Genomic DNA, 24,660 nt, shown 5'->3' on the forward strand with positions numbered 1-24,660 from the left:
ACAAAAGACCTCAAAGTAAACGGCAGCAAAATTATATCGGGGGAGAGGCAGGAAGCTTCGCAACGACCCCAGGAGAGAAAAATGGCAAAAAAAGTATCGAGAAGATTGCGATCGCTGCAAGAGAAAGTAGAAGATCGGGCTTATGCGCCGATTGAAGCGTTGCAATTATTAAAAGAAACCGCTACAGCTAAGTTTCCCGAAGCCGCAGAAGCACATATACGGTTGGGAATCGATCCGAAATATACAGACCAACAGCTCAGAACGACAGTTGTACTACCCAAAGGTACGGGTCAAGAAGTCCGCGTTGCCGTGATTGCTAGAGGTGAAAAGGTCACAGAAGCGAGCAACGCAGGAGCAGATATTGTTGGCTCTGAGGAATTAATTAGCGAAATTCAAAACGGTAGAATGGACTTTGACAAACTCATCGCCACACCCGATGTGATGCCCCAGGTGGCAAGATTGGGTAAGCTGTTGGGTCCACGCGGTTTGATGCCATCGCCCAAAGGGGGAACGGTAACGTTTGACATAGCCAGTGCAATTTCGGAGTTTAAAGCTGGTAAACTGGAATTTCGTGCCGATCGCACGGGAATCGTTCACGTTATGTTTGGGAAAGCAGCTTTCCCCGCCGAAGATTTGTTAGTCAATTTGAAGGCGCTACAAGAAACTATCGATCGCAACCGTCCCTCTGGTGCAAAAGGTCGTTACTGGCGTACTATTTTTGTTTCCGCGACTATGGGACCTGCAATTGAAGTTGAAATCAGCGGCTTACGAGATCTCAAGATGACAGAAGCAGCATAATTTATGGTAATGGGTAATGGGTAATGGGTAATAGGTAATGGGAAGTCAAAAGTCAAAAGTCAAAAGTCAAAATCGCTGGCAATCACTGACTGCTGATAAATAACCAACTACCAATTACCAATTACCAACTACCAATCAAAAATTGATAGCCGAAGACAGCAGGGGCTAATTAGCTTAATATCCTGCCGAGGTTTGTACAAAAATGTTTTTGATGACACTAGTTATAGTGAAGTCGAAATAACATGACGTACACCGTGTCACCTCGGCTCTTGAGTCGAGGTTTTGTTTTGGGTGGGTAGGGTAGGAGACACGGATTTCATGTGAATTGGTCGATCGCATTCCAAGCTAGGAGGTGAAATGAATGGGTAGAACCATAGAAAACAAACAAGAGATCGTGGCGGATCTCAAAGCTACTTTGAGTGAGTCCCAACTCGCTCTTGTAATTAACTATCAAGGGTTATCAGTAGCTGAGATTACAGATTTACGGCGGCGATTGCGCCCAACCGGAACAGTCTGTAAAGTAACCAAAAACACGCTGATGGGCATCGCGATTAGCGGTCAGGATAACTGGCTAGCTATGGAAGAATTGCTCCAAGGTTCTTCAGCATTTTTGCTGGTAAAAGAAGATATCAGCGGTGCAATCAAGGCTTACCAGGACTTCCAAAAAGCCAGCAAGAAAACTGAATTGCGCGGTGGCGTAATGGAAGGTCGTCTGCTGAAAGAAGCAGATGTTAAGGCACTGGGAGACTTGCCATCTAAAGAGCAGCTTATGGCTCAAATTGCTGGAGCTATCAATGCATTGGCAACCAAAGTTGCTGTGGGTATCAACGAAGTTCCATCTTCGCTGGCGCGTGGTATTCAGGCGTATGCCGATAAAGATGGCTCGGCTGCGACCGAAACAGATGCTGCTTAATCAGTAGCGAGAAAGACAAGCACAAATTTAGATTACATAGGAGTTAATTGCATGTCTGCTGCAACCGATCAAATTTTGGAACAACTCAAATCTCTAACTTTGCTAGAAGCATCTGAGTTAGTCAAGCAAATCGAAGAAGCCTTTGGTGTAAGTGCTGCTGCTCCTGCTGGGGGCATGATGATGATGGCTCCTGGTGCTGCTCCTGGCGCTCCTGCTGAGGAAGTCGAAGAGAAGACTGAATTCGACGTAATTCTGGAAGAAGTCCCCGCTGATAAGAAGATTGCCATCCTGAAGCAAGTGCGCGAACTAACAGGTCTAGGCTTGAAAGAAGCTAAAGACTTGGTAGAATCTGCACCCAAGCCAGTGAAGGAAGGCATTGCTAAAGAAGCGGCAGAAGAAGCTAAGAAGACTCTAGAAGCTGCTGGTGCTAAGGTGACTGTTAAATAGATCCCCCAACCCCCTTTTTAAGGGGGTTTTCGCTCGCCATCTGTAGAGACGTTCCATGGAACGTCTCTACATTTGTTTTAATATTATTTCAATGTAAATTTGCATCCCAGATGCCGATGTAAATGCGATCGCGGCTGTTTCGTTCGATCGCTCCTTTTAGTTGACCTTGGCGAAAAGAATATCTGTTAGTCTGACGCTGATAAACTTGTTGCAATCCGTTGATAATTTCAGGTGCGGTCTGTTCGCGTAACATTCGCTGTAGTGTTGCTTGCATAGTTTCCGGCGCGACTGACTGAGCAAAAGAGACTTCAGTTTGACGCAGCCGTCCAGAAGTGCGATCGAATAAATAACCGAGCGTGATGCGTTCTGGCTCGATATCGTAAATCGCCGCACGGGTATTAACCCAAAGACCTCTACTCGTTTTTGTAGGCTTGCCTAATGCTGCTTTGACTACATTTTCAGTAGTACCAATCGGAAATCCAGGTATATCTCGATCTCGATCCCCCCTAGCCCCCCTTAACACAGCGGGGGGTTGTGGAGATTCTCGCTCTGTCGCCCCCTTTTGTAAGAGGGGTTGTGGAGATTCTCGCTCTGTCGCCCCCCTTTGCAAGGGGGGTTGGGGGGATCTAGCAGCTACGGGACTAGCGGGAGATTCTCGCTCTGTCGCCCCCCTTTGCAAGGGGGGCTGGGGGGATCTAGCAGCTACGGGACTAGCGGGAGATTCTCGCTCTGTCGCCCCCCTTTGCAAGGGGGGTTGGGGGGATCTAGCAGCTACGGGACTAGCGGGAGAGTTTTGCTCTGTCGCCCCCCTTTGTAAGGGGGGTTGGGGGGATCTATCCGTTGGGACGGGAAGATCTACCGACACAGGGGCAGGTGGCGATACTGGCAATACGGACGATCGCGGTGCTGGCTGGGGAATGAAACTAAAAACTGTAGCAGTACTTAGCAATCCACCAATGAGCAACCCACCAAAAATAAGATATTTCTGCTTTTTGCCCGAACTCTGTCGAATTGTAGGAGGGGGGAGAGTTCGAGTTTCTAAAGTCTGCTGGTGAGGGGGAGCGATCGCATCTCGATCGACTTCCTGGCGCGAGGATATAGTATCTACAGATTGCAAATCGTTAAGCATTTTAATCGCAGTTGAGTAGCGATCGCGTGGCTGATACTCAACTGCTTTATTCAGTACCGCTGCTAAACTAGGACTCACGTTTGCCGCGTACTGCTGCCAGATAACTCTTTCGGTATGGGGGTCAACCTCTAACTCTTGTGGCAACTTACCAGTCAAAAGATAAATTGCTGTCATGCCCAAACTGTAAATATCGCTGGCGTAGATCGGTCGCCCTACGGCTTGTTCTGGAGCCATGAAGCCAGGAGTCCCCAGCACCATTGTATAAATCGATCTACCTTGAGCCGCGATCGCCGTTGCCATTGTTTCCTTGACCGCACCAAAATCAATCATGACTGGCTGGCAGTCCGGTTGACGCAAAATAATATTGTCCGGCTTAATATCGCGATAAATAATTCCCTTACTGTGGACGTAATGTAGGACTTTAAGTAGACTCACTAAGATTTTCCAGACAGATGCTTCGCTCAGCACCCCTTCAGAGGTAACTTTTTTGGTGAGAGTTTCGCCCTCAATCCACTCCTGAATCAGGTAAAACTGTCCGTTTTCGCTAAAGTAGGCGTACAACTTGGGAATTTGATCGCTACCTGCACTCAAAGCTTCTAAGGTCGCAGCCTCACGCTGGAATCTGTCTTGAATGATTTGATACAGTTGCAAATCGTTTGCTACGGGTTTGAGTTGCTTGACTACGCAAGGACGGCGAGACGGCAAATATGTATCTGCTGCCAGAAAAGTTTCGCCAAATCCTCCTGCTCCCAGTAACTTAATTGTTTGATAGCGATTATTGAGTAGCGCAGTTGTCATGGAAAGTTTACTAGCAGTTTTTATACTGCTCGAATGCCATAACTCTACAGTAGCTATTTATTCAGAGATCATCTGCTACCAAAAGAAACACCTCAGTCGATTAGGGTTCAAATACTGTAGCCGCTTCAATATCTTCTGGTATAGCAAAATCATTGACGATCTGGGCGATCGCTTTTATCTTGGCAAAATTATCTACCACTCCCGACCGATAAGCGGCTGGAATTGGTAAATCCAACACCAGCGCCATGCGATCGACATATTCAGCTAAATCTAACTGCTGCTCGTCCATGATTAACTAGCGATCGTGCAATCTGGGGCAAAATTACCGTGCAGTCCGTAGGGAATATGGTGCTTGAGATGTAAAGTCGCGATCGCCCCTTTATTCAAATCCCGACCATCCAAAATTACCACATCAGAACGGTGGTGGGTAGAATCATAAACCACACTCAGCACCCAGCCATCATCTTCTAGCGTCGAGTCAGGACGAGGGACAAAAATCGGTTCGCTGATAAAGCCACGCGGCGCAGCACTCCAAAGTTGCCGTTCTCCAGATTCTAAATCGATTTTGAGAATTGCTTGCAAAGGTGCATTTCCAGTCGATTCATGCGCCGCACCCATAAAGAGATAGCGATAAGGTCTACCGACTTTATCCTTGTGGATGCTAGGAAATTCGCAACATCTCGGCTCTATAAGTTCTCGCGATACTGTTTTCTCTTGTAAGTTGAGATGAAAGCGCCACAATTGCCCAGGCTTGAGCGCATCAAAATCTACTTGCTTGAAATCGCTAGCTGGTTCGACCTCGGGGAAAGACTCGTAGCAAATTGAATCAACAACAATTTCCCCATCTTGTTCAAAAGCGTTGGCGTGGTGAAACACAAACCCAGCGTGAGTTTCTAAAATCTGAACCGACTCTTTAGGATGGCGGGGAATTAGGACAATCCGTGTTTTTTGGTGAGGTTGGAACTTGATACACTCTGCTGCCCCTCTTAATCCTAATGTAAAAGGTATTGGGTTAAAAGCAACGGGGTTTTGGAAAAGAATGCAGTAGTTAGGAGTAATAGCGAAATCGTGAATGAAGGCAAACCCAGGAATACTATGGGCGTGCTGGCGAATAACTTTTCCGGCGGGATTCAGTTCAAAAATGGTAACTGTGGTAGATAAACCAACCTTGAGGGAGAAATTCACCAAGCAAGGTTCACCGCCGTCCATGTCACAACTCGGATCGAGGCGAGGATGTGCTGCAAAAGGATCGCCTTCTGCGATCACACCGTCCAGAAAATCTTTTCCCAAGGTTTCCAGATTGTGAGGATCGAGGCGATGGGGTTCTGCTGCTTCCCACAGTGCCAACAGCTTGCCACCCCAGTAGATCACGTTAGTATTGGCAATATTCTTGAGTTTGAAATCAAAGGCATTTGCCAACCAGCCGCCAGGTTTTTGCGTACCAAAGACACCGCGATACAAAATTTTTCCAGCTTTTTGTTCCTCTACATACGCTTCTGTACGAATGTAGCGATTGCGGAAGTGGGCGCGACCGTCACGAAATGCGATCGCGCTAATCATACCATCGCCATCAAAGGGGTGGTGAACTGGCTGTCCGTTGATATCCAATAAGCCGGGACCATTGCGGAATAGTGTCCCGCACAGTTCAGGAGGGATTTCCCCTTCGACATCATCAATTGAATAGTCGTATTCTTGTTTGAGCGATTCGTATCCTCGCTGCCAATCGTGGCGCTGGTATGACTTAGGAGAAACTGTTGTGGCGCGTTCGTGAAGTTGCATAGTTAGGGAGTCGGGAGTCGGGAGTCGGGAGTCGGTAGGGGCGGGTTTACTCAAAATCTCTGTTCGGAGCGAGGTTTGTTTTGGAAAACCCGCACGTCCGGGGATCGAGCAAAAAAATGCCTAACCCGTACAGATACAAAAATCAAGTCAAGATAAATTACAAATTATGACTATAACTTCATAATTCATCATGCAGCATTCATCTTTCATCCGTCACTCGGCAGGTTCTTCGACTGGTTCTTGTCGCAAAGAAGATGGTACTAACTCTGACAAGTTAGGTAGCAAAGTTTGCCCGATCTCTTTATTGTTAGTTGCATCTGGGGCGATCGCAGGTTGACCGCTAGCAGCAGTAATTTCTTCTTTAGCGGGCAGCCAGTTTAAAAATGGCAGGGGTAAAAGCGTTGATAAGTTAGTAATGACTACCAGAAGCCAGAGCAAATCGAAGTTATTCTGAGAAATGCCAAACCACCGCATCAAAATCGCTCCCATTTGATAAGAAGCTAGGGAGGCAAGATTTGATACAGACATCAACAAGGCAAACAAGGTTGCTTCTACTCCTGGGGGGCAAAGCCTTGCTGCCAACACCAAAACAGGCATGTAGGCAATTTGTCCCATCACCGTGAGGACAAGACTATCGCCTAAGCTAAACCAGCGATCGTCAATTCCTAAACTGCGGTTGGTATGAGTAACTAATAGCAGCATACTCATACCCAGGACGGCTGAAAGTAAAGTACTCCAACCAAAAATGACGCGGAAAGATACACCTTTGAGGAAGCGCTGAAAAATCCACACGCCAACGAGGGAAGCGATACTCGTCACCAGACGTACCCTACCTAGAAATTCTGGTTCAAACCCTAATTCGTTGGTGGTGAAGAAAAAGAAGGCTGCATCAGCCGTGGGAGTGGCTTGCCAGAGAAAAATAAAGGCGGTAGGAAGCCAAATTGTTCTTTGGGCGATCGCTTGTCGTAGTTGTTTAATTTGAGTGCTGACACTAGACCAGTTGGCAAACGCTTGCGAGTCATTTGTTTTGCTGACTGGAACTTCGGTAATAAACCAAGCAATGAAAGAAACTATGAGGGGAAAAGTTGCCGTAATCAAAAATACCGTGCGGGTGGTGAAATGTTCTAGCAGCCAACCGCTGAAATAAGCTGTAATTAAACCACCAAAGGCTGAAGTTCCCCAACATAGAGATTGCAGCGAACCCGCATCAGCTTGAGATTCGACTCTTGCTCGTTCTACCACTAAAGAGTCTACAATCACGTCGCTGACGGCAACCGATAAAGAGCCTAGCGCGATCGCTCCTACAGCTGCCATTGGCGTATGTACGACTGTCGCCATACTCACCCAGGAAATCGCCCCTAAAATTCCCGATAAGATCAGGTAAGGACGGCGGCGATAGCCAAAAATGGGTAAACCATCAGAGACAAACCCAAATACTGGTTTAATAATCCAGGGAAGCGCCACAATGCCTAATAAGGACGAGACTTCGGCTGGACTCAATCCCAGTTCATCCTTGAAGAAAAAGCTGACAGCAAGGCGGGCTAAGCCTAGAATTCCCTGAACGAAGTAGACAGTCAGGATTGCAATTAACTCCGTACTGGGTTCTTGACCGAAGAAAATCTTTTCTTTTAACGAGTCTTTTACCTTGGACAAGCCAGACGCGGAAATCAGCATTGATTAAAATAAATAAACTTTAAGATTTATCGACTTTTATATCATATCTACTTTGAAGATGTTAGCTGTCGGTGAGGCGATCGCAGCAGTACGAGTACGACAGAATCGCGGCTGTACTTTTGCGGATATCCATAGTTTACCCGTGCTACCCATACTACAAAACTAAACGGCGGGGTGGTTTCCTGAACTCAAACCCAACTTCATCGTCGCCAATACTACTCCAGAGTTGAAGATTTAACGATTGAAACGATCGGTTTCAGCCCTTGATAATTACAGTGCGGCGATCGATCGCCAGCGAATTTTGAGTTGTCCGAAAGGAGGGGCGATGCTGCCAAAACTTGACTTCGCCTGAGATTTTATACGAAGAAGAACATCAGTTGATAGCAATTCTCGATTGTGTAGATGACATTTGTAGGGGCGCACAGCTGTGCGCCCCTACCAGACGTGTATTGTATCCAATTAAAAATTGCTATGAATTAGGAAACAGATACGAACATATTGGCAAAAACACCTGATTTACACTTAGAATCAACTGTTCAAGAGTAGCTGTTATTACACATAAAATATCAGTGTTTCAAGAACTACTATAAAAGCTGCTTTTCGTGTCGCAAATATAGACACAGATCGCACAGAAGCATGGCTATACGCTCGATATTATTACTATTTTGAAATAGAAATTCTGCATTTGTTGCCATCTATAAATTTATTTTTAAACAGAAATTTAACTCACAAATTTACTATTTCTTAAAAAAAGTTGAATAAGTATACCCGCAGAGAGATGACATGGGAATATCTAGCCAAGACGAAAACCTAAGTCTGTTTGGATAGTCATCAAATTTTTTCTTAATACAAAATATGGACATAGCGCAAATTGTGCAGACAGCTTCGCAAACACTAACTCAAGTAGGGTTGAAGCTCATTGGGGCAATTGTTTTCTGGATTGTTGGTCGATGGTTGATTAACGTTGCGGCTAGCCTTTTATCCCGCAGCCTCAAGCACCAAAAAGTTGATAAAACAATTTTGAGCTACTTAGTAGCTACGGTTAAAGTCACGCTGAATATTATTTTAGTCGTGGCAATTTTGGGCTTTTTTGGCATTGAAACCACCTCTTTTGCAGCTTTACTAGCGGCGGCTGGTGTGGCGATTGGTGCAGCTTGGAGTGGACTGTTAGCGAATTTTGCCGCAGGTGCGTTTCTCATGATTCTGCGACCCTTTAAGGTAGGTGACTTCATTACTGCTGGCGGCGTGACGGGAACCGTGCAGGAAATTGGTTTGTTTGCCACCACGATTAACACTCTAGACAACGTACAAACGGTTGTAGGCAACAACAAAATCTTTTCCGACAATATTCAAAACTTTTCGGCAAATACTTATCGTCGCGTCGATCTCGTGGCTCAACTCAACCACAACACAGATCATAATGCCGCGATCGCTATGTTAAAAGAACGGCTGAGTCGAATTCCCAACGTTCTTTCTAATCCTGCCCCAGATGTAGAAATCTTAGAATTTAATTTAGCGGGTCCCGTGTTAGCAGTGCGTCCTTACTGCAATAATGCCGACTACTGGCAGGTTTATTTTGATACCAACCGCCTGATCCGCGACAGCTTTGGCGAAGCTGGATTTTCCGCGCCAGAACAACTTTACGCCATTCGGAATAATTAGAGATTTGTAGAGACGTTGCACGCAACGTTTCTACAATAATTACAACACGCCTTTAGAACTGGGAATATTCCCAGCCCGACGCGGATCGATTTCTACAGCCATGCGCAGCGATCGCGCCAAAGCTTTAAAAGTTGCTTCAATAATATGGTGAGAGTTAATTCCGTCGAGTTGACGAATATGCAGCGTCATTTGACTGTGGTTAACCAGTGCTACAAAGAATTCCCGCACCAATTGAGTATCATAGGTTCCCACTCGTTGGGTGGGAATTTGCAGTCCGTAACTGAGATGAGGACGACCGGAAAAATCTAAAGCAACCTGAATCAATGCCTCATCCAGGGGGGCGAGAAAATGCCCAAACCGGATTATGCCCTTGCGATCGCCTAAAGCCTGGTGAAAAGCTTGTCCGAGGGTAATTCCCACATCTTCATTCGTGTGGTGGTCGTCAATTTCAATATCGCCAGTCGCCTTGACTTCCAAATCGAATAGTCCGTGGGAGGCTATTTGATGCAGCATGTGGTCTAAAAATGGAATTCCCGTCGCCGCAGTGCATTTACCCGTTCCATCTAAATTCAGCGTTACTTGGACATCGGTTTCGCCTGTAGTCCGGCGGACAGAAGCAGTCCGTGCGGCAAATGTGACTTCGTTAATTGAGGGGCGATGGCTAATCTGCATGACTGAAATTTAGGGAGTAGGGAGCGGGAAGTAAAGCGATCGGATTCCATTTTTACTTCTTTCATCTTACTGTTAATAGTTCTAGCCATTCATCGGATTTAGCGTTAATAGGTCAATGTTGCTACTACACAAAACAATTAGGGTGCGATGTCAGTACCAATTTCCTCTTTGACTACGACAAAAGAGATCCCCCCAACCCCCCTTATCAAGGGGGACTAGGGGGGATCTTCCATAGCATAGTTTTAGTGAAATGGTAAGCGCACCCTACCCGCGATCGAACTAAACGTTATTTCAAAACGTTATCTCAAGATATTCACGATTCCTAGCACCGGACTTAAGACAGGTCCAAATACAGCGCCAATTGCGTCACCAACCCCCGCCGCACTGTTACGTCTGACGACAATAATGTCGTTGTCACGCATAGTTGGGTTATTTTCGTCGTTGATTCCTTTAGAAAAATCAAGCTTGACTCGGCGACTCGTAACCGTACCATCAGGATTGAGACGAATTAAATCTGCCGAACCCCTTCTAGCACGGGCGTTATCAAATCCTCCTGCTGTCAACAGCGCTTGGTTAAGCGGCGTATTGGGCTGCAAGTTGACTAGTCCTGGTGTTTTGACTTCTCCCACAACGCTAACTTGAATTGTCGCTGGAGAAAAACTGGCATCTGCTAAGGCAGTAGCATCTGCTGGGCTGATGTTTGTTGCCGTCGAAACGACGACAGTGTCACCTTCTTGAACGATCGTATCTTGGTTGGGATCTCCTTGCAGCAATTTCCAGAAACTCACGGTCATCTTTTGTTCGCCGCCATTTCTGGTCGGACGACGGATTTGAATGTTTCGCACGTCAGCCGAACTTGTAATTCCGCCAGCTAGCTGAATCGCCCGTGAGACTGTGGGCAAACCACCACCAGCACCTCCGCCGCCATCAATAGCTCCGCCGCCCCCTCCTTGGGTGTTACCTGGGGTAGTTGCAGCAGCAGCAGCAGTTCCACCCCCAATAATTACGTAAGAACCAGGACGGTTAACTTCACCTACAACTGTGACGGTACGGGGACGGTTGGAAGCCATAGCAAAGCTAGCATTAGAAAAGGCGCGAATATCTGCCATATTCACTTCAGTCGCCGTTGGTACGAAGACTGTATCGCCATCCCGTAAAGTGATGTCTTGTGGCAAAGTACCTTTTCTCACTAGTTCCATCAGATCCAGATTGATAATTCGCTCCGGTCCCAGTCCCTGCTTGCGCTTAAGCTGCACTTGCCTCAGATCGGCTGCTAGGGTGACTCCCTCTGCTAAAGTCAACGCGCCAACAATCGTAGGATATTGTACCCCTGGATTATCGCCTGCACCACCTTGCAAGCCCACAGTATACGAGCCAGGACGAACAACTTCACCCGCAATCACAACGTTAATTGGGCGTGGGGAAATTAGACTCACTGTGACTAGAGGACGCTTTAAGTAGCGAGAGTATTTTGCCGCGATCGCATCTGCTGCTTCTGCCTGGGTTAACCCTAAAATGTCTACAGGTCCGACCAGAGGCAAGAACAACTGACCACCAGGGGGAATCTGATAATCTCCGGTATATTCCGGCACTTCAAACACGTTGATGCGGATGCGATCGCCGCCTCCAAGAGCATAATCTACTGGTGTTTGGGCGGGTTGGTTGGCTGCTGGAGCTGTCGCCGGAGCGTTTGCTGGAGCTACATTGGGAAGTGGAGCTGCATTATTTCCTGGCGCTACTGGAGTAGTGGTTGGAGCCGTATTGTTGCTTGGCGCTACTGGGGTAGTGGTTGGAGCTGTATTATTACTTGGTGCTACATTTGGTTGAGCTGCGGGTTTGGTTGTTGGTAAAGACGGAAGAGTACGTGTTGGGCTAGCGGGACTGGTTGTTTCTTGCGCTTTTATTGGCGCTGGGCAAGCCATCGCCACTAGAGCAAAAAGTGTTAAACCTGCAACTGGCTTGGTAATTGCTTTAGACATACGTGTAGATTTCTGTGCGGAAATATAAGCAATTTCTTGCTGTTTTCTAGACTTCACCATTTTATGTTTTGTTGCCAGATATGGAATTCACTAGATATTCAGTATAAGTATGCAAGATCGATATGAGCGAACTTGAGAGTGGATTATGCCACACTTAGGCAAGCTTTGTAAAACTTCATTTAACGTTATCAAAAAACGCTATAAAAAATACGCTCTTACTAGCTGAGCCAAAGAGCAGTCGCGATCGCACAACAGAAAGCAGGGAAGCAACTATCAATTCACACTCTTACGCTGCGCTACACTACCCCTACGATACTCGCAAGCTACGTGTTAGCCAAAGGCGAAGCGGAGCGTTACGCAATTCACAATTCGCAATTAAGATTCACTACACCCTACACCCTACTACACCCTTTCTTCACTGATAACTGATAACTGATAACTGACCAAGGGAATCGCGACAATAAATTTAGTTCCCATACCAACTTGTGTTTCAAACCAAATTTGTCCCTGGTGAGTTTCGACAGCTTTTTTCACAATTGCTAATCCCAAACCCGTTCCTGCAATATTGCCTACGTTTGTAGCACGATGAAACGAGTCAAATAAATTCTGGCGATCTGAAGCAGGAATACCAATTCCGCGATCGCGAACTTGAAATAGAATTTGATTTGGTTCCCAGAGCAAATCAAAATGAACTTCAGTTGCAGTTGGAGAATATTTAATCGCATTAGATAGCAGATTAGTAAAAATGTGTCGCAATAGCTTTTCATCCATTTGTACAATCTCTGCTTTTCCTTGAGAATGAAATACAATTGTATGGGTTTTTGTTATCAATTGGATTTCTTCAACCAAACTGCGGCACCACTGAAATAAATCTATTGAAGTCGGTTGACATTCTAATTTTCCCGCTTCGGCTTTACCCATCACTAGCACGTCATTTAAGAGAGAAGTCATGTGCTTAACCTGAGTTTGAATCCGCTGTAAATGGTAGATTTTTTTCTCTTCGTGCCAAATTGCACCATAGTCTTCTAGTAATTCAGCAGAGGATAAAATTGCTGTTAAAGGGGTACGGAATTCATGAGAAGTTATGCTAACAAAACGAGATTTAAGTTCGCCTAGTTCTTTTTCTTTCACTAAGGCTTGCTCGATTTCTACATTTTTATTAGTAATTTCAGTAAAAGATATTTGTAATTGAGCTGCCATTTGATTGAATGAGTCAGAAAGTACCGCGAGTTCGTCAATACTTTCCACAGATTGTCGGTTAAAATCAGTATTCGTAAAATCTCCGATAGCAGCTTGTTGCGCTAATACTTGACTTGCTCGGCTCAAGCGTCGAATTGGCATTGTAATCCAGCGGGATGTAATCGCGCTAAGTACAGTTGTGATAAGTAAAGCTGTCAAACATAGCACAAATGTTGTGCGGTTATTATCGTGAATGTCCTGCATGAAATCCGATTCAGGCACGACGATCGCAATTAACCAGTTCAATCCATAGTTATCTTTCCAAGGTTTAATACAAACAAATTGCCGCACTCCTGTAATTTTAAGCTCGAAATGTTGCTCGACTTCAAGTAAGTTTAGATTGTTGAATTTTCTGAGTAAAAATTTTGTAGTTTGTCGGATTATCGGATCGGGACTATCAGCTGCATGTATTCTTCTTGCTTGGCGATCGACGATCGCAAATGGTCGATCGGAACTAGAACTAGCTACTAATAAGCCATTCTGTTCGATAATAAAAATCTGTTCTGAAGAACTGACTGGTAATTGATGTAAATAATCGCTAATTTGTGACAGAATCAAATCGACTCCAATAACACCTATAAGCTTTTGTTGGCGATCGCGAACGGGATAGCTAGAAGAAATTGATAAAACTTCTGGTTTATCTCGCCACTGATAAATTGAACTCCACACGGGTTTACCTGCTTTCACTGCATCTGCATACCAACTCTCCTGTTGTACTGGTTGGATAGTGTGAACTATTTCCTTCAGGTTTTGGCGATTTCCCCACTTGTCTGTAGTATAAACAGATTGGTGACTAGGCGATGTTTTCAGAGTTTCATTTATGAGTAAATCACCGTTATTGAGACGCTCTACACCAATAAATTCGCCTTGGATGTTGGCATAATTAATATAACCAACATTGAAGACTTGCATTTGCTTCCAAAAGTAATGTCCGGTGAGATCGAAGTCTTTTAAGTCGAGTAAACCTAGCTCAGCTGCATCTAAATTAATTTGATTAATTTGTTTGGGAATTGCAAAATAAGCAGAGAGACGATCTTGAATGCGATCGCCAGCTTTATCTATTATGCGATCGGCGAGGCGATCGACTGTTTGCTGACCGTTTTTGAAAGAAAAATAGCCAACTAATCCAACTGTTGCTACTATGTGCAGCATAAATGGTACTGCCAATACTAATTGCATGGGCATTCTTCTAGAGGTTGGGTGAAATAGCCCGTTTGCGGTTCTCAGCCACCCAAAGCGTGAAAGCAGTTTCATGAATAAAATTTCGCTAGTTGTAGCTTATTATTCCCTTTTGAGTTGGTAAATTTTAAGTAAAGAACGCCACAACCACTTAAATGTTTAGTAACTAGTTAAGTTATTTTACAAACAAAAGCGCAAACTTCAGGATTTTTTACTTTATTGTTTAACAGTTGTATTCTCGGCATGCTTGTCGATCTTGAACATAAAATATTTCTAGTTCGCGATCGGGTTTTAGCATAGTAACAATTATCAAGTTTAACGATTTTTGATTTTGAAGAGTATCATACTTTAAGACTCGTTATTGTATAATATTGAACGCGATCGCCAGTTGTAAATATGTCAATTTTGACCGTAGAAACTCTTTGCTCTACCGCTATTATGTCGGATCGAAATCTACCTGTTGATGAAATTGAAGTAGCCAATATTGCAGATGAAATATTAATCAATCTACCCGCACAAGGATTTTTGACTATTTCTAATGCTTTGCAATGGCGACTTCAGTACAGCAGAATAATTGAGCGTGCTGGCAAAGAAGAAGGCGTAATTGCTGTTTACAGATCTAACTTATGATTTCAAACAGTCAGAAAGCAAAAATAGAGTACGGAGATTTTCAGACAACTCTGGAACTAGCCAATTTAGTATGTCAGAAATTGCTAGAGCTTAAGATCGATCCCGATCTTATTATAGAGCCAACTTGTGGAGTTGGAAGTTTTCTAGAAGCAACCGTACGTTCCTTTAAGTTAACAAATAAAATTATTGGAGTTGAAGTCAATCAGAGCTATTTACAAATATTGCAAGTAAATCAACAGCTTATTGAAGATGAGAGAATTGAGATTATAGCTGGAGATTTTTTTCAATATGACTGGATACCTTTGATAGAAAAATTTAATGAAAAGGTACTGATAATAGGTAATTTTCCTTGGGTAACAAACTCACAACAAGGAACAATAGATGGTAGGAACTTGCCCAAAAAAACGAATTTTCAAAAATATACTGGTTTAGATGCGATTACAGGTAAGAGTAACTTTGATATTTCTGAATGGATGCTGATTCAGACAATTCACTGGCTACAGAAAGATGGCGGCTATCTAGCAATGCTTTGCAAATCTTCTGTTTCAAGAAAAATATTGAATTACATTCATGCTAAAGGATTAAATCTTGCTAGCTGCTCGACATACAAAATAGATACCAAAAAATATTTTAATGCAAATGTTGAAGCCTGTTTATTAGTATGTAAATTTGATTTGAATTCGCGAAACTATTATTGTGATGTATTTAGCAGTTTAGAAAGCCAAACTTCATGTCGCATAGGATATGATAACAACATCCTCATTAAAGATTTAGACTCTTTTCAAAAACTAAGCATGTTGTACGATCCAAACGCTATTATAAAGTGGCGCTCTGGCATTAAGCATGATTGTTCGAGCGTGATGGAACTTCGTAAAATAGATAGCATGTTTATCAATGGTTTAGGAGAAATTATTGTCTTAATTTGAAAGCATTAGCAGAAATAAACGGATGTAGGACTTGAGCTACTTAAATTTAATTGACACATACTATCCGATCTGGAGCGATCGCCTCTAGGCGCTAACATCTCAACAGAGTTAAAAATTTATTACCATTTGGTTAAATTACAATTAAAACTCATGAATAGTGAAGAACTAGCGCGCTACATCGAAAGTACAGATGGTATATCTAAACCCTGGCTGCTATTGCAATTGCGCCTGAAGAAGCTGCAAGAGCGATCGCACTCACTCACCCCAGAGGAATATGCTAAAGAGTTGGCAGACATACACCAAGGATTGATGAATCTGGGAGAATGGTGGCGGGGGATAGAAGACGAGGCGTTCGGAGTTGACTATCCTCTATAAAGTAGCGTCACCATTCTAGCTTTGCAGCCAAAACTTCTATGCCTAGAACTAAAAAAACAACCACTACACAAGAAATTGCTACTGAAATTAATTTCACAGATCCGCAATACTACTTCAATCGCGAGTTGAGCTGGTTAGAGTTTAATAATAGAGTTTTACATGAAGCTTGCGACCCGCGATCGCCTTTACTAGAACGATTGAAGTTCTTAGCAATCTTCAGCTCTAACTTAGATGAATTCTTTATGGTGCGTGTAGCAGCTTTACGCCAGCAACTAGCGGCTAAAGTCAGCAAACTCAGTCCAGACGGACGCACCCCAGAAGAACAGCTAGAAGCAATTTCTCAACGCCTGCGTCCCTTGGTAACGCAACAACACCGTCATTTCGAGCAAGTCCTCAGACCAGCTTTAGCGCGAGAAGGAATTTATATTTTAGACTACATGGACTTGAACCAGGAACAGCGGACGTACCTGGAACATTACTTCGACGAACAAATATTTCCCGTCCTCACCCCCCTAGCTGTAGATCCGAGTCACCCCTTTCCCCACATTTCTAATCTCAGCTTGAATTTAGCTGTAGTCATGAAAAATCCAGTGACGGAAGAAGAATTATTTGCACGGGTGAAAGTGCCAAAAGTCTTACCGCGATTTTTACCGCTTCCAGAAGAACTGCGGGTACAACACCATGACAAACCCGCGCATTGGACGGGAGTACCTCTAGAACAAGCGATCGCCCATAACTTAGAATCCTTGTTTCCAGGGATGAATATTTTAGAATATCACCTGTTTCGGATTACCCGCGACGCTGACATAGAACTGGAAGAAGACGAAGCCGACGATTTATTACTGGCGATCGAACAAGAACTGCGCAAGCGCCGTATTGGTGGATCGGCAGTTAGGCTCGAAATTCACTCTCAAATGCCAGACCTAGTACGTAATAGACTCTTACGAGAACTCGATTTAGAAGAAAGGGCAGTTTATGAAATTGATGGCATATTGGGACTAGGAGATTTAATGTCATTTATGGCATTACCGCTACCAGAACTGAAAGATCCACCTTGGAAATCCGTCGTTCCTCCACGCTTGCAACGCCTCAATCCTGCTTTAGCAGATACTGAAGAAGGAACTGATTTTTTCAGCCTGATTCGAGAAAAGGATGCTTTAGTTCACCACCCATATCATTCTTTTTCCTCCACCGTACTGCGGTTTATTAGTAGTGCGGCTCACGACCCGGATGTTTTAGCGATTAAAATGACGCTGTATCGCACCTCTGGCGATTCCCCCATTCTTAACGCTTTGATCGCCGCCGCTGAAAACGGTAAACAAGTCGCAGTGTTAATGGAACTCAAAGCGCGGTTTGACGAAGAGAATAACATTTACTGGGCGCGACGGTTAGAAAAAGCTGGAGTTCACGTAGTCTATGGCGTTGTCGGACTGAAAACCCACTCGAAAATCGTTATGGTCGTGCGGCGGGAAACAGATCGCATCCGACGTTACGTCCATATCGGCACTGGTAATTATAATCCCAAAACAGCCAGAATTTATACTGACATGGGACTCTTTAGCTGTCGGGAAGAATTGGGAGCCGATCTGACAGACTTATTTAATTACTTAACTGGATATTCGCGCCAACAATCATATCGCAAGCTATTGGTTGCACCAGTTAATTTGCGCGATCGCATGGTGGCTTTAATTAAGCGCGAAACTGAGTGTTGTAGAAATGGTGGTACTGGTCGGATCGTAGCGAAAATGAATGCTTTGGTCGATCCGCAAATTATTGCTACCCTCTACGAAGCCTCTCGCGCTGGCGTGCAAATCGATCTAATTATCCGAGGAATGTGCTGTTTGCTACCCGGACTTAAGGAAGTAAGCGAGAATATTCGTGTTATAAGTATCGTTGGGCGCTTTTTAGAACACTCCCGTATTTTCTATTTCCACAACAATGGGGAAGAAGAGATTTATATCGGCAGTGCTGATTGGATGCCACGCAATCTCGATCGCCGGGTTGAGGCTGTCACCCCAATTGACGATCGCCATCTTGCCAAAGATTTACAAGAAATTCTCGGAGTCATGCTTGCCGATAATCGCCAAGCTTGGGACTTACAGCCTGACGGACGTTACATTCAGCGCCGTCCTGCCCCTAATACTCCCCAATCGAGTTCTCAGAAAATATTTATGGAAATGGCTCTCAACCCAGGGACAACCAATGACTAGGTATGAGTGGTGCATGATGCGTGGTTTAATTATGAATTGAATCGTCTTCCTTGTCTTCCTTGTCTCCCTTGTCTCCCTTGTCTCTTACTAACAATCAACAACTATCAACCATTAACTATCAACAGTCCTCCCTACATTCCACCATAGGACAGAGGTAATTTTACCTCGAACAAAAATATACTGTGAAAATCAATAATTTATAATCGTCCGCCCTGGTAATCTTATTCGGTTTAAAATGCTGATGTTATCTTGCGAACCTTCCATTGTCAGAGTCTTGGTTGTAGACGATCACGAACTTACTCGTCTCACTCTGAAGCTAGCGATCGCTCACCAGGAAAATTTAGAACTAGTAGGATTAGCCAGTAACGGCAAAGAAGCTGTAGAAATGACGCAGCGCTTTCATCCAGATGCGATTGTGCTTGACTTGCAAATGCCAGTTATGGATGGTTGGAGTGCTGCTGCCAAGATTAAAGATATTCAGCCAGAAACTCAAATTATCGCCTATTCTTCTGTAGAAGATCCAAAACTCCACGACCGTCAAGCAATTGCCTGCTTTGATGCAATCTGCAAGAAAGACATCGCTACTCCAGAACTAATCAACATCATTAAAGAATTAAAACAACAACAAGAAATAAATCGCTCGTAAACAATGGTTTGAAAAAGATGAGTTTGTAGCGGGCAAGAAGATTTGTTAGCACTGGAAAGCGATTCTAGAAATCGGCTTCCGGTGCTTTTTGTTTAGAAGGGGGGCAAATAATAGATTAGTTAGTCGCGTTGTCAGGAAAAGTGCGCTTAAATTCATCAAGTAAGTCGTCCATTTCTTCTAAAGCTTGATTGACATCTATTCTGAGCGTACCTAAGTTAGGTTGTTCTAACAAGCGCAACAATGATTCGCGTTTTTCTTCAACTAACACAATTCTTGCTTTCAAAGTTTCAATATCCATCGTTGAGTCCTTGTTTGATTCTGCCCTTATTGTAGTAGAAATCAAAAGTTAAAAGTCAAAAGTTAAAAGTTAAAAGTAGAAGTTGTTTCATCTCATCTGCACCTGAAGCTCCCCTACTCCCGACTCCCGACTCCCGACTCCCGACTATTTGATTCACCAGATTCTAGTCGTTTGGCAGTAAAAGCAATTTCTCTAGCTGTCGTACCTATATCGAGTTTACCTTCTATCCTTTCTGACTGAAACTGACTAGAAATTGCGATCGCATTTACAACTGCTGCTACAGGTCGGCGACAGATTGTCGCTAAAGGGACATTACCAGTTAATTGCAAGGTGCGATCGCTTAGTTTTCCTGTGAGAGTCGGTCTTTTTTCTCCAACCCTAGCCTTATGCGAACTACTCTCTGCTAACAATAAAGACCCGTTTAAGTAAATACCAGATTGCTGTATGTCTAACACCAAGTTTGATAATTCCAAACAATCAGGTAAATTTTGGTCGAGAGACAACAGATAACGCCCTTGGATTGATGTTTGTGCTTTAAGATTAGCCTCCCCATAGGCAGAAACAACTTTAAATAACAGTAAAACCGAACTAATTGCAACACCGTAAAAAGCTAAAGATTTGAGATTGAAATGGTTTTTCATTGTTACTTGTCATTCGTCATTGGTCATTTGTTATTTATGAATAGCTAGTCACCGAATTTTTATCTAGTCACTAGCCACCAGTCACTAACCACTAAGTTACTTGTCATTCGTCATTGGTCATTTGTTATTTATGAATAGCTAGTCACCGAATTTTTATCTAGTCACTAGCCACCAGTCACTAACCACTAATAACATCAAGGTGAGAACTGACTTGACTGTGGCGACGGGCAATTAGTAAAGAAGATTGACACTGGATTGCTAATTCATCTGTGTACCTGCCTAGAGTTTGTCGTTCAATTCCCCAAGCGCGACTCATGCCAACTATAGTTAAATCGACACGGGCTGATGCTTCTACGACTGCGAGAATCGGTTCGGAAGTTTCTTTTGGTTGGATTATAGAAATGCGATCGCGCACTTTCTGCGGCAGTTGTTGCATGATGTTGCGTAACTCGTTACTGAACTCGCTTGGCGCTGGTGTTGCTTGCAGCACTGACAAACATGCCGTGTCGCAATTCGCTAGCAGCCGCAGGGCGATGACTAATGCTAAGTCGTCGTGAATATTGCCAATATAAGGCACTAGCAGCGATTCTAAGTTTTGTTTGTCGCGATCGATGTATACGGCTACGTCTACTGGAGCAAGGCTGAGAATTTGACCGACACGTCCACCTAATCGGTTGTTACTAAAAGCCGGACGATGCCAACCGACAACGATTAAACTAACGCTGTCAAGTTTGGCAATCTCGGTTGTCGCTCTAGCAACGTCGTTGCTGACGCGAACGATGGGATGAATCAGAGAACGAATTGACGGTGGTTCTAAAGTTTGGATTAATTCTTCTAGCTGTTGATAGCGCTCTTGAATTAACCGGTCAGCGGCTTCTGGCGTGCTTTGGAAAGCGTAGTCTTCTTCGATTTCGATCAAACTGAGCGGATGGACGATCGCAGCAGCCGATCGCCCGCCAGCGATCGCTGCTGCTAATTGCAATAGTCCTTGTTGAGTACTGGGATTTGCGACTGGGACTAAAATTCTATACGCCGGAGTTACAGGCTCTATATCACCTGCTTGTGGTGGTTCTGGTTCTACCAAATCTAATTTAATCAGTCGCTTCGGATACGTCCATTCCAGCAGTGGTGAGGTCATAAACGTTGTCACCAATGCCATAATCACCAGCATGGTAAACAGTAAAGGCGAGATGACACCTAAGCTCAAACCAATGTTGAGGACGATCAACTCTGTCAAGCCACGGGTATTCATTAACCAACCCAAGGCTGATGCTTCTCGTTTATCGATGCCACTGACACGCGCCGCTACATAAGTACCGATGTACTTTCCGGCGATCGCCACTACCAAAACTAATAAACACAACAGCCATAATTCCGGGCGATTGAGCAAGCCAATTTGGGTTCTGATCCCGCTGTAGGCAAAAAAGACGGGGAGTAAAAAGATTAAAACGAAGTCTTCTGTCTTTTGGGCAATCTCCCGCACCAGATCGTGATCTTTGGGCATGACTGCACCGACTAAGAACGCCCCAAAAATCAAGTGGATACCAATGACTTCGGTAATTAAAGCAGAGATTACCACTCCCATGTAAATGCAAGCTAAGAGCAATTGCGTCAAACGTCCGGTACGATGAAAGAGTTTGGCAAGATACCGTAAACACCAGCGCCCTGCTGTCACCATCAAGCCTATGTAGACGATCGCGGCAATAATTGTCGGGATAGCCTTGACAAAATCACCCTCTTTTGCAACTGCGATCGCCACTGCCAAAACGCACCAAGCCGTGACATCATCTACTGCGGCGCACGTCAGTGCCAAAGTTCCCAAGCGCGATCGCTGTAAGTTATTTTCGGTAATAATCCGCGCTAAGACGGGAAATGCCGTAATTGACATTGCTGCGCCTAAGAACAAAGCAAAGGCAGTAAAGGAAACACTCCCATCAGAGACTAGAGGATAGAGGATGATGGCTGAGAGCGTCCCTAAAGAAAAAGGCACTAAAATACTGACGTGAGAAGTAAGAATTGCTATATCTAACTGTCCGCTCAAGTATTTAGGATTTAGCTCTAAGCCAATCAAAAACATGAAAAATATCAGTCCGATCTGAGACAGCACGTTTAAGTAAGGAAGTGTTTCAGAGGGAAACAATGCTGCGGCAAGATCTGGGGCAATTAAACCAAATAGCGAGGGACCAAGCATAATTCCCGCGATGATTTCACCTATGACCAGCGGTTGCTTGATCCAGCGGCATCCCATTCCCACAATCCGCGAGAGTGCTATGACGATCAGCACTTCAATTAAAACGAGAATGACTGCGTGCATAACTTCCTCCAGCAGCAGATGCCCCTACGATGATCTTTTAATCATCTCTGTAGTGTCAACTAATTTTGAATTTTGGATTTTAGATTTTGGACTGGAGATTAGACTAGGTTTCGCACCGAAAACTAGTCTAATCTCCAGGCAGTTAACATTGGTGTAGAAGTAGCACTGCGCCGTCCTAACAGTCGTCAAGCTGAATTTGAAGCCGATGATGTCGGACTGCAAGCTTTAACAAAGGCTGGTTACGCTGATTAGATCCGTTGGGGAAAATGAATCACAATAATCGAAACTTCTGGATGACTCCGAGCGATCGCCTCTGGTGCAACCCCCAACGCTGGTAGACCTCTAATATCTGGATGAGTTCCAGCCGTTAAGATTAATAAGTCATCCTGCTGAAGCATTTTGGAAACTCGACCGATAAAGTTGCCCCTGACTTGTTGAATTTGAGTGTCTGGACTCAATCCTAATTCTTCTGGATTAAAGGACGTGCGTTTGCGGGGACTGGCTGTTACCTGCAACAGTTGTAGCGATGCCTTGAGTTCGTCAGCGAGAGACTTAGCAAGCGACACCGTTTGTCCAAAAGTGGACGCTGATTTTTCAATATCGGCTATTGCCAAAAAGACGCGATGAGTATTTTCAATTGGCTGGGCAAATCGGGCAATTAATACAGGGACTGTAGCGCGACGTATGACGTTATCGATCGCACTACCAAAAAAATTTTCGCGATAAGTTGAAAACCCTTTCCAGCCACAAACAATCAGATTGGCATCGCGTTCTAAGGCAGAGCGTAAAATTCCTTTATCTACCGAATCATCAATGCGTCCGATCGGTTCGACTGCCGTTACAGCTGCATGAGCGATTGTTTCTGCCGTGGCTAATAACTGGCTTTGCTGAATTTTTGCTTCTGGGGCGATCGTTCCCTGTTTATCTGGCAAAATATGTAAAGGTAGTAAAGTTCCCGCTGTTTTTTTAGTCAGAATTAAAGCTAAATGAAGTAAATTATCTTCCGTACTAGGGTTAGCAACAGGGACTAAAACGCGAAGATTTTGAGCTGCGGCAAAGCCTTGTTGTACTTGCTTTGTTCTCCCCTTGCCAGTAGGATTTGCTGCTTCAACTTTCACTCCTTGACCCCAACGACTAGTAACCCAAGGAGAAGCAATACAGGTGACTAAAATCATGGCAACAGTGCCGTTAACAGTTGCTTGGTCTACAAGTTGAATCTGAAAAGCAACTGTAATTGCTGCTAGCGTTGATGCAGCTTGAGCAACAGAAAGACCGAACATGACCATAATGCCAGAGGACTGAAAGCCAAATAGCTTACCACTGCCCCAAGCTGGAACAAATTTGGCAACGAGCGCCACGACAATCATCACTCCTGCTACCAATAGCGATCGCGGATCGCTAACTAATAGCCTCGGATTAATCAACATTCCTACTGAAATCAGAAAAAATGGCACGAACAAAGTGTTGCCAATAAACTGAATGCGATTCATTAGCGGACTCAGTTGGGGAATCAGTTGAGTAATGGCAATTCCCGCTAAAAATGCCCCCACAATTGGCTCAATATCAATTAGTTCTGCCGCATAAGAAACAACAAATAAAGTCGCGACGACAAACGTAAACTCAGCCCCTTCGTCATGCCCAAAACGGCGAAAGAACCAACGACCGATTTTAGGAACTCCCCATAAAGTAGCAAAGGTATAAATAGTTAAAGCCGGAATTAGAAATAACCAAAAACCGAGGGAGAGGCTACCTTGATGTGCCTGGACAACAACAGCGAGAACGAGTAAAGCTAAGACATTGGTAATTAAAGTTGCTCCCAAAGTCGCCGTGACTGCCTGAGTTCGCATAATTCCCAATTTAGTCGCTACTGGTAACGCCAAGAGCGTGTGGGAAGCAAAACAGGAAGCAACGAGTATCGCTGCCAAGAAACCGTATCCGATTGCCAGCATCGCCACCGTACCCAGTGCCATCGGCACGATAAAGGTAGCAATGCCAAAAATTACTGCTTTGTCTGCATTGTATTTTAGGTCGTCGAGGCTGGTTTCTAGCCCAGCCATAAACATCAGAAATAACAAACCCACAGTACCGAGCAGGATAATCGTGCTATCTCGCTCTAAAACTCCTATTCCGTAGGGTCCTACCACCACTCCCGCTAAGATTAAGCCGACAATTCCTGGTAGCCTCACCCGCTCGAATAACAGCGGTGCAACCAGCATAATCGCCATAATTGTCAGGAAAACTGGTACTGGATCGGTAATTGGACCTGCGAAAACTGAGGGAGTCAAAAATTCACGAGCGCGATCGCCCCACATTTGCAATTGTTGCCAAAAATTTGTCATAAATTTGGAGAT

19 protein-coding genes, 2 pseudogenes and 1 other annotated feature are annotated in these 24,660 nt (G+C 44.4%); of the genes and pseudogenes, 10 read left to right on the plus strand and 11 right to left on the minus strand.

Annotated elements, in window-relative coordinates; all coding sequences use genetic code 11:
* Positions 1-81 precede the first annotated feature (81 nt).
* The 3 genes from rplA (at position 82) to rplL (ending at position 2,158) form a co-directional block, all read left to right on the plus strand.
* Positions 82-798 (plus strand): 50S ribosomal protein L1, encoded by a 717-nt coding sequence (rplA, locus tag DSM107010_RS17600; protein WP_015154769.1) that lies wholly within the window; start codon positions 82-84, stop codon positions 796-798.
* Positions 799-929: 131 nt separating this feature from the next.
* Positions 930-1,093 (plus strand) — a sequence feature (ribosomal protein L10 leader region).
* A gap of 66 nt (positions 1,094-1,159) precedes the next feature.
* A complete protein-coding gene (gene rplJ / locus DSM107010_RS17605; protein WP_106167476.1) occupies positions 1,160-1,711 on the plus strand; it encodes a 50S ribosomal protein L10 in 552 nt (183 codons plus the stop codon).
* 51 nt (positions 1,712-1,762) lie between these two features.
* A complete protein-coding gene (rplL, locus tag DSM107010_RS17610) occupies positions 1,763-2,158 on the plus strand; it encodes a 50S ribosomal protein L7/L12 (RefSeq protein ID WP_015154767.1) in 396 nt (131 codons plus the stop codon).
* Positions 2,159-2,246: 88 nt separating this feature from the next.
* Here rplL and DSM107010_RS17615 read toward each other — a convergent pair whose 3' ends face one another.
* The 4 genes from DSM107010_RS17615 to DSM107010_RS17630 all read right to left on the minus strand — a co-directional run bounded on the left by DSM107010_RS17615 (position 2,247) and on the right by DSM107010_RS17630 (position 7,538).
* Positions 2,247-4,085: a serine/threonine-protein kinase gene (locus tag DSM107010_RS17615; protein ID WP_127023482.1), complete on the minus strand. Its 1,839-nt coding sequence runs from the start codon at positions 4,083-4,085 to the stop codon at positions 2,247-2,249.
* Positions 4,086-4,185: 100 nt separating this feature from the next.
* Complete coding sequence (locus DSM107010_RS17620; protein WP_015154765.1) at positions 4,186-4,374, minus strand: DUF4089 domain-containing protein; 189 nt, start codon at positions 4,372-4,374, stop codon at positions 4,186-4,188.
* Between the two features lie 2 nt (positions 4,375-4,376).
* Positions 4,377-5,864 carry a carotenoid oxygenase family protein gene (locus tag DSM107010_RS17625; protein WP_127023485.1) on the minus strand — a complete coding sequence of 496 codons (1,488 nt, stop codon included), beginning with the start codon at positions 5,862-5,864 and terminating at the stop codon, positions 4,377-4,379.
* 213 nt (positions 5,865-6,077) lie between these two features.
* Positions 6,078-7,538: a folate/biopterin family MFS transporter gene (locus DSM107010_RS17630; protein ID WP_106170767.1), complete on the minus strand. Its 1,461-nt coding sequence runs from the start codon at positions 7,536-7,538 to the stop codon at positions 6,078-6,080.
* A gap of 855 nt (positions 7,539-8,393) precedes the next feature.
* Here DSM107010_RS17630 and DSM107010_RS17635 point away from each other — a divergent pair.
* Positions 8,394-9,200 (plus strand): mechanosensitive ion channel family protein, encoded by an 807-nt coding sequence (locus DSM107010_RS17635; RefSeq protein ID WP_106218320.1) that lies wholly within the window; start codon positions 8,394-8,396, stop codon positions 9,198-9,200.
* Positions 9,201-9,239: 39 nt separating this feature from the next.
* Here the strand turns inward: DSM107010_RS17635 and hisB are convergent, their stop codons facing one another.
* The 3 genes from hisB to DSM107010_RS17650 all read right to left on the minus strand — a co-directional run bounded on the left by hisB (position 9,240) and on the right by DSM107010_RS17650 (position 14,344).
* Positions 9,240-9,872, minus strand: coding sequence for an imidazoleglycerol-phosphate dehydratase HisB (gene hisB / locus DSM107010_RS17640; RefSeq protein WP_015154761.1), 633 nt, complete (start codon positions 9,870-9,872; stop codon positions 9,240-9,242).
* A 299-nt stretch (positions 9,873-10,171) separates the two neighbouring features.
* On the minus strand, positions 10,172-11,911 hold the full coding sequence (locus tag DSM107010_RS17645; protein WP_015154760.1) for a polysaccharide biosynthesis/export family protein: 1,740 nt from the start codon (positions 11,909-11,911) through the stop codon (positions 10,172-10,174).
* Positions 11,912-12,253: 342 nt separating this feature from the next.
* A complete protein-coding gene (locus DSM107010_RS17650) occupies positions 12,254-14,344 on the minus strand; it encodes a sensor histidine kinase (RefSeq protein WP_106166239.1) in 2,091 nt (696 codons plus the stop codon).
* 357 nt (positions 14,345-14,701) lie between these two features.
* On the opposite strand from DSM107010_RS17650, the pseudogene DSM107010_RS17655 reads away from it, so the two are divergent.
* The 5 genes and pseudogenes from DSM107010_RS17655 to DSM107010_RS17675 form a co-directional block, all read left to right on the plus strand.
* A pseudogene (locus DSM107010_RS17655) lies at positions 14,702-14,899 on the plus strand (restriction endonuclease); the annotation flags it as partial.
* Positions 14,896-15,825 (plus strand): N-6 DNA methylase, encoded by a 930-nt coding sequence (locus tag DSM107010_RS17660; protein WP_106166240.1) that lies wholly within the window; start codon positions 14,896-14,898, stop codon positions 15,823-15,825. The pseudogene DSM107010_RS17655 and the gene DSM107010_RS17660, both read left to right, overlap by 4 nt.
* A gap of 150 nt (positions 15,826-15,975) precedes the next feature.
* Complete coding sequence (locus DSM107010_RS17665) at positions 15,976-16,200, plus strand: hypothetical protein (RefSeq protein ID WP_106166241.1); 225 nt, start codon at positions 15,976-15,978, stop codon at positions 16,198-16,200.
* Positions 16,201-16,238: 38 nt separating this feature from the next.
* Positions 16,239-18,410: a polyphosphate kinase 1 gene (gene ppk1 / locus DSM107010_RS17670; protein ID WP_106166242.1), complete on the plus strand. Its 2,172-nt coding sequence runs from the start codon at positions 16,239-16,241 to the stop codon at positions 18,408-18,410.
* Positions 18,411-18,645: 235 nt separating this feature from the next.
* Complete coding sequence (locus DSM107010_RS17675) at positions 18,646-19,056, plus strand: response regulator transcription factor (RefSeq protein ID WP_015154756.1); 411 nt, start codon at positions 18,646-18,648, stop codon at positions 19,054-19,056.
* 115 nt (positions 19,057-19,171) lie between these two features.
* Here the strand turns inward: DSM107010_RS17675 and DSM107010_RS17680 are convergent, their stop codons facing one another.
* From DSM107010_RS17680 to DSM107010_RS17690, 3 genes are all read right to left on the minus strand, one after another.
* On the minus strand, positions 19,172-19,354 hold the full coding sequence (locus DSM107010_RS17680; protein ID WP_015154755.1) for a hypothetical protein: 183 nt from the start codon (positions 19,352-19,354) through the stop codon (positions 19,172-19,174).
* 113 nt (positions 19,355-19,467) lie between these two features.
* Positions 19,468-19,995 carry a hypothetical protein gene (locus tag DSM107010_RS17685; RefSeq protein ID WP_106166243.1) on the minus strand — a complete coding sequence of 176 codons (528 nt, stop codon included), beginning with the start codon at positions 19,993-19,995 and terminating at the stop codon, positions 19,468-19,470.
* 178 nt (positions 19,996-20,173) lie between these two features.
* Positions 20,174-22,309, minus strand: coding sequence for a cation:proton antiporter (locus DSM107010_RS17690; RefSeq protein ID WP_106166244.1), 2,136 nt, complete (start codon positions 22,307-22,309; stop codon positions 20,174-20,176).
* A gap of 135 nt (positions 22,310-22,444) precedes the next feature.
* Between DSM107010_RS17690 and DSM107010_RS42990 the strand changes: the two are divergent.
* Positions 22,445-22,555: pseudogene (locus DSM107010_RS42990) on the plus strand (M48 family peptidase); the annotation flags it as partial.
* A gap of 2 nt (positions 22,556-22,557) precedes the next feature.
* Here the strand turns inward: DSM107010_RS42990 and DSM107010_RS17700 are convergent.
* Complete coding sequence (locus tag DSM107010_RS17700; RefSeq protein WP_199755600.1) at positions 22,558-24,648, minus strand: cation:proton antiporter domain-containing protein; 2,091 nt, start codon at positions 24,646-24,648, stop codon at positions 22,558-22,560.
* Between the last annotated feature and the right edge of the window lie 12 nt (positions 24,649-24,660).

Source organism: Chroococcidiopsis cubana SAG 39.79 (assembly GCF_003991895.1).
GTDB lineage: Bacteria > Cyanobacteriota > Cyanobacteriia > Cyanobacteriales > Chroococcidiopsidaceae > Chroococcidiopsis > Chroococcidiopsis thermalis.

Coding starts and splice junctions, on each gene's coding strand:
- DSM107010_RS17615 (WP_127023482.1), bottom strand. CDS start 4,085: ATGACAACTGCGCTACTCAATAATCGCTATCAAACAATTAAGTTACTG.
- DSM107010_RS17635 (WP_106218320.1), top strand. CDS start 8,394: ATGGACATAGCGCAAATTGTGCAGACAGCTTCGCAAACACTAACTCAA.
- rplJ (WP_106167476.1), top strand. CDS start 1,160: ATGGGTAGAACCATAGAAAACAAACAAGAGATCGTGGCGGATCTCAAA.
- DSM107010_RS17685 (WP_106166243.1), bottom strand. CDS start 19,995: ATGAAAAACCATTTCAATCTCAAATCTTTAGCTTTTTACGGTGTTGCA.
- DSM107010_RS17690 (WP_106166244.1), bottom strand. CDS start 22,309: ATGCACGCAGTCATTCTCGTTTTAATTGAAGTGCTGATCGTCATAGCA.
- ppk1 (WP_106166242.1), top strand. CDS start 16,239: ATGCCTAGAACTAAAAAAACAACCACTACACAAGAAATTGCTACTGAA.
- DSM107010_RS17660 (WP_106166240.1), top strand. CDS start 14,896: ATGATTTCAAACAGTCAGAAAGCAAAAATAGAGTACGGAGATTTTCAG.
- DSM107010_RS17625 (WP_127023485.1), bottom strand. CDS start 5,864: ATGCAACTTCACGAACGCGCCACAACAGTTTCTCCTAAGTCATACCAG.
- DSM107010_RS17630 (WP_106170767.1), bottom strand. CDS start 7,538: ATGCTGATTTCCGCGTCTGGCTTGTCCAAGGTAAAAGACTCGTTAAAA.
- DSM107010_RS17700 (WP_199755600.1), bottom strand. CDS start 24,648: ATGACAAATTTTTGGCAACAATTGCAAATGTGGGGCGATCGCGCTCGT.
- DSM107010_RS17620 (WP_015154765.1), bottom strand. CDS start 4,374: ATGGACGAGCAGCAGTTAGATTTAGCTGAATATGTCGATCGCATGGCG.
- hisB (WP_015154761.1), bottom strand. CDS start 9,872: ATGCAGATTAGCCATCGCCCCTCAATTAACGAAGTCACATTTGCCGCA.
- DSM107010_RS17665 (WP_106166241.1), top strand. CDS start 15,976: ATGAATAGTGAAGAACTAGCGCGCTACATCGAAAGTACAGATGGTATA.
- rplA (WP_015154769.1), top strand. CDS start 82: ATGGCAAAAAAAGTATCGAGAAGATTGCGATCGCTGCAAGAGAAAGTA.
- DSM107010_RS17645 (WP_015154760.1), bottom strand. CDS start 11,911: ATGGTGAAGTCTAGAAAACAGCAAGAAATTGCTTATATTTCCGCACAG.
- DSM107010_RS17675 (WP_015154756.1), top strand. CDS start 18,646: ATGCTGATGTTATCTTGCGAACCTTCCATTGTCAGAGTCTTGGTTGTA.
- DSM107010_RS17650 (WP_106166239.1), bottom strand. CDS start 14,344: ATGAAACTGCTTTCACGCTTTGGGTGGCTGAGAACCGCAAACGGGCTA.
- rplL (WP_015154767.1), top strand. CDS start 1,763: ATGTCTGCTGCAACCGATCAAATTTTGGAACAACTCAAATCTCTAACT.
- DSM107010_RS17680 (WP_015154755.1), bottom strand. CDS start 19,354: ATGGATATTGAAACTTTGAAAGCAAGAATTGTGTTAGTTGAAGAAAAA.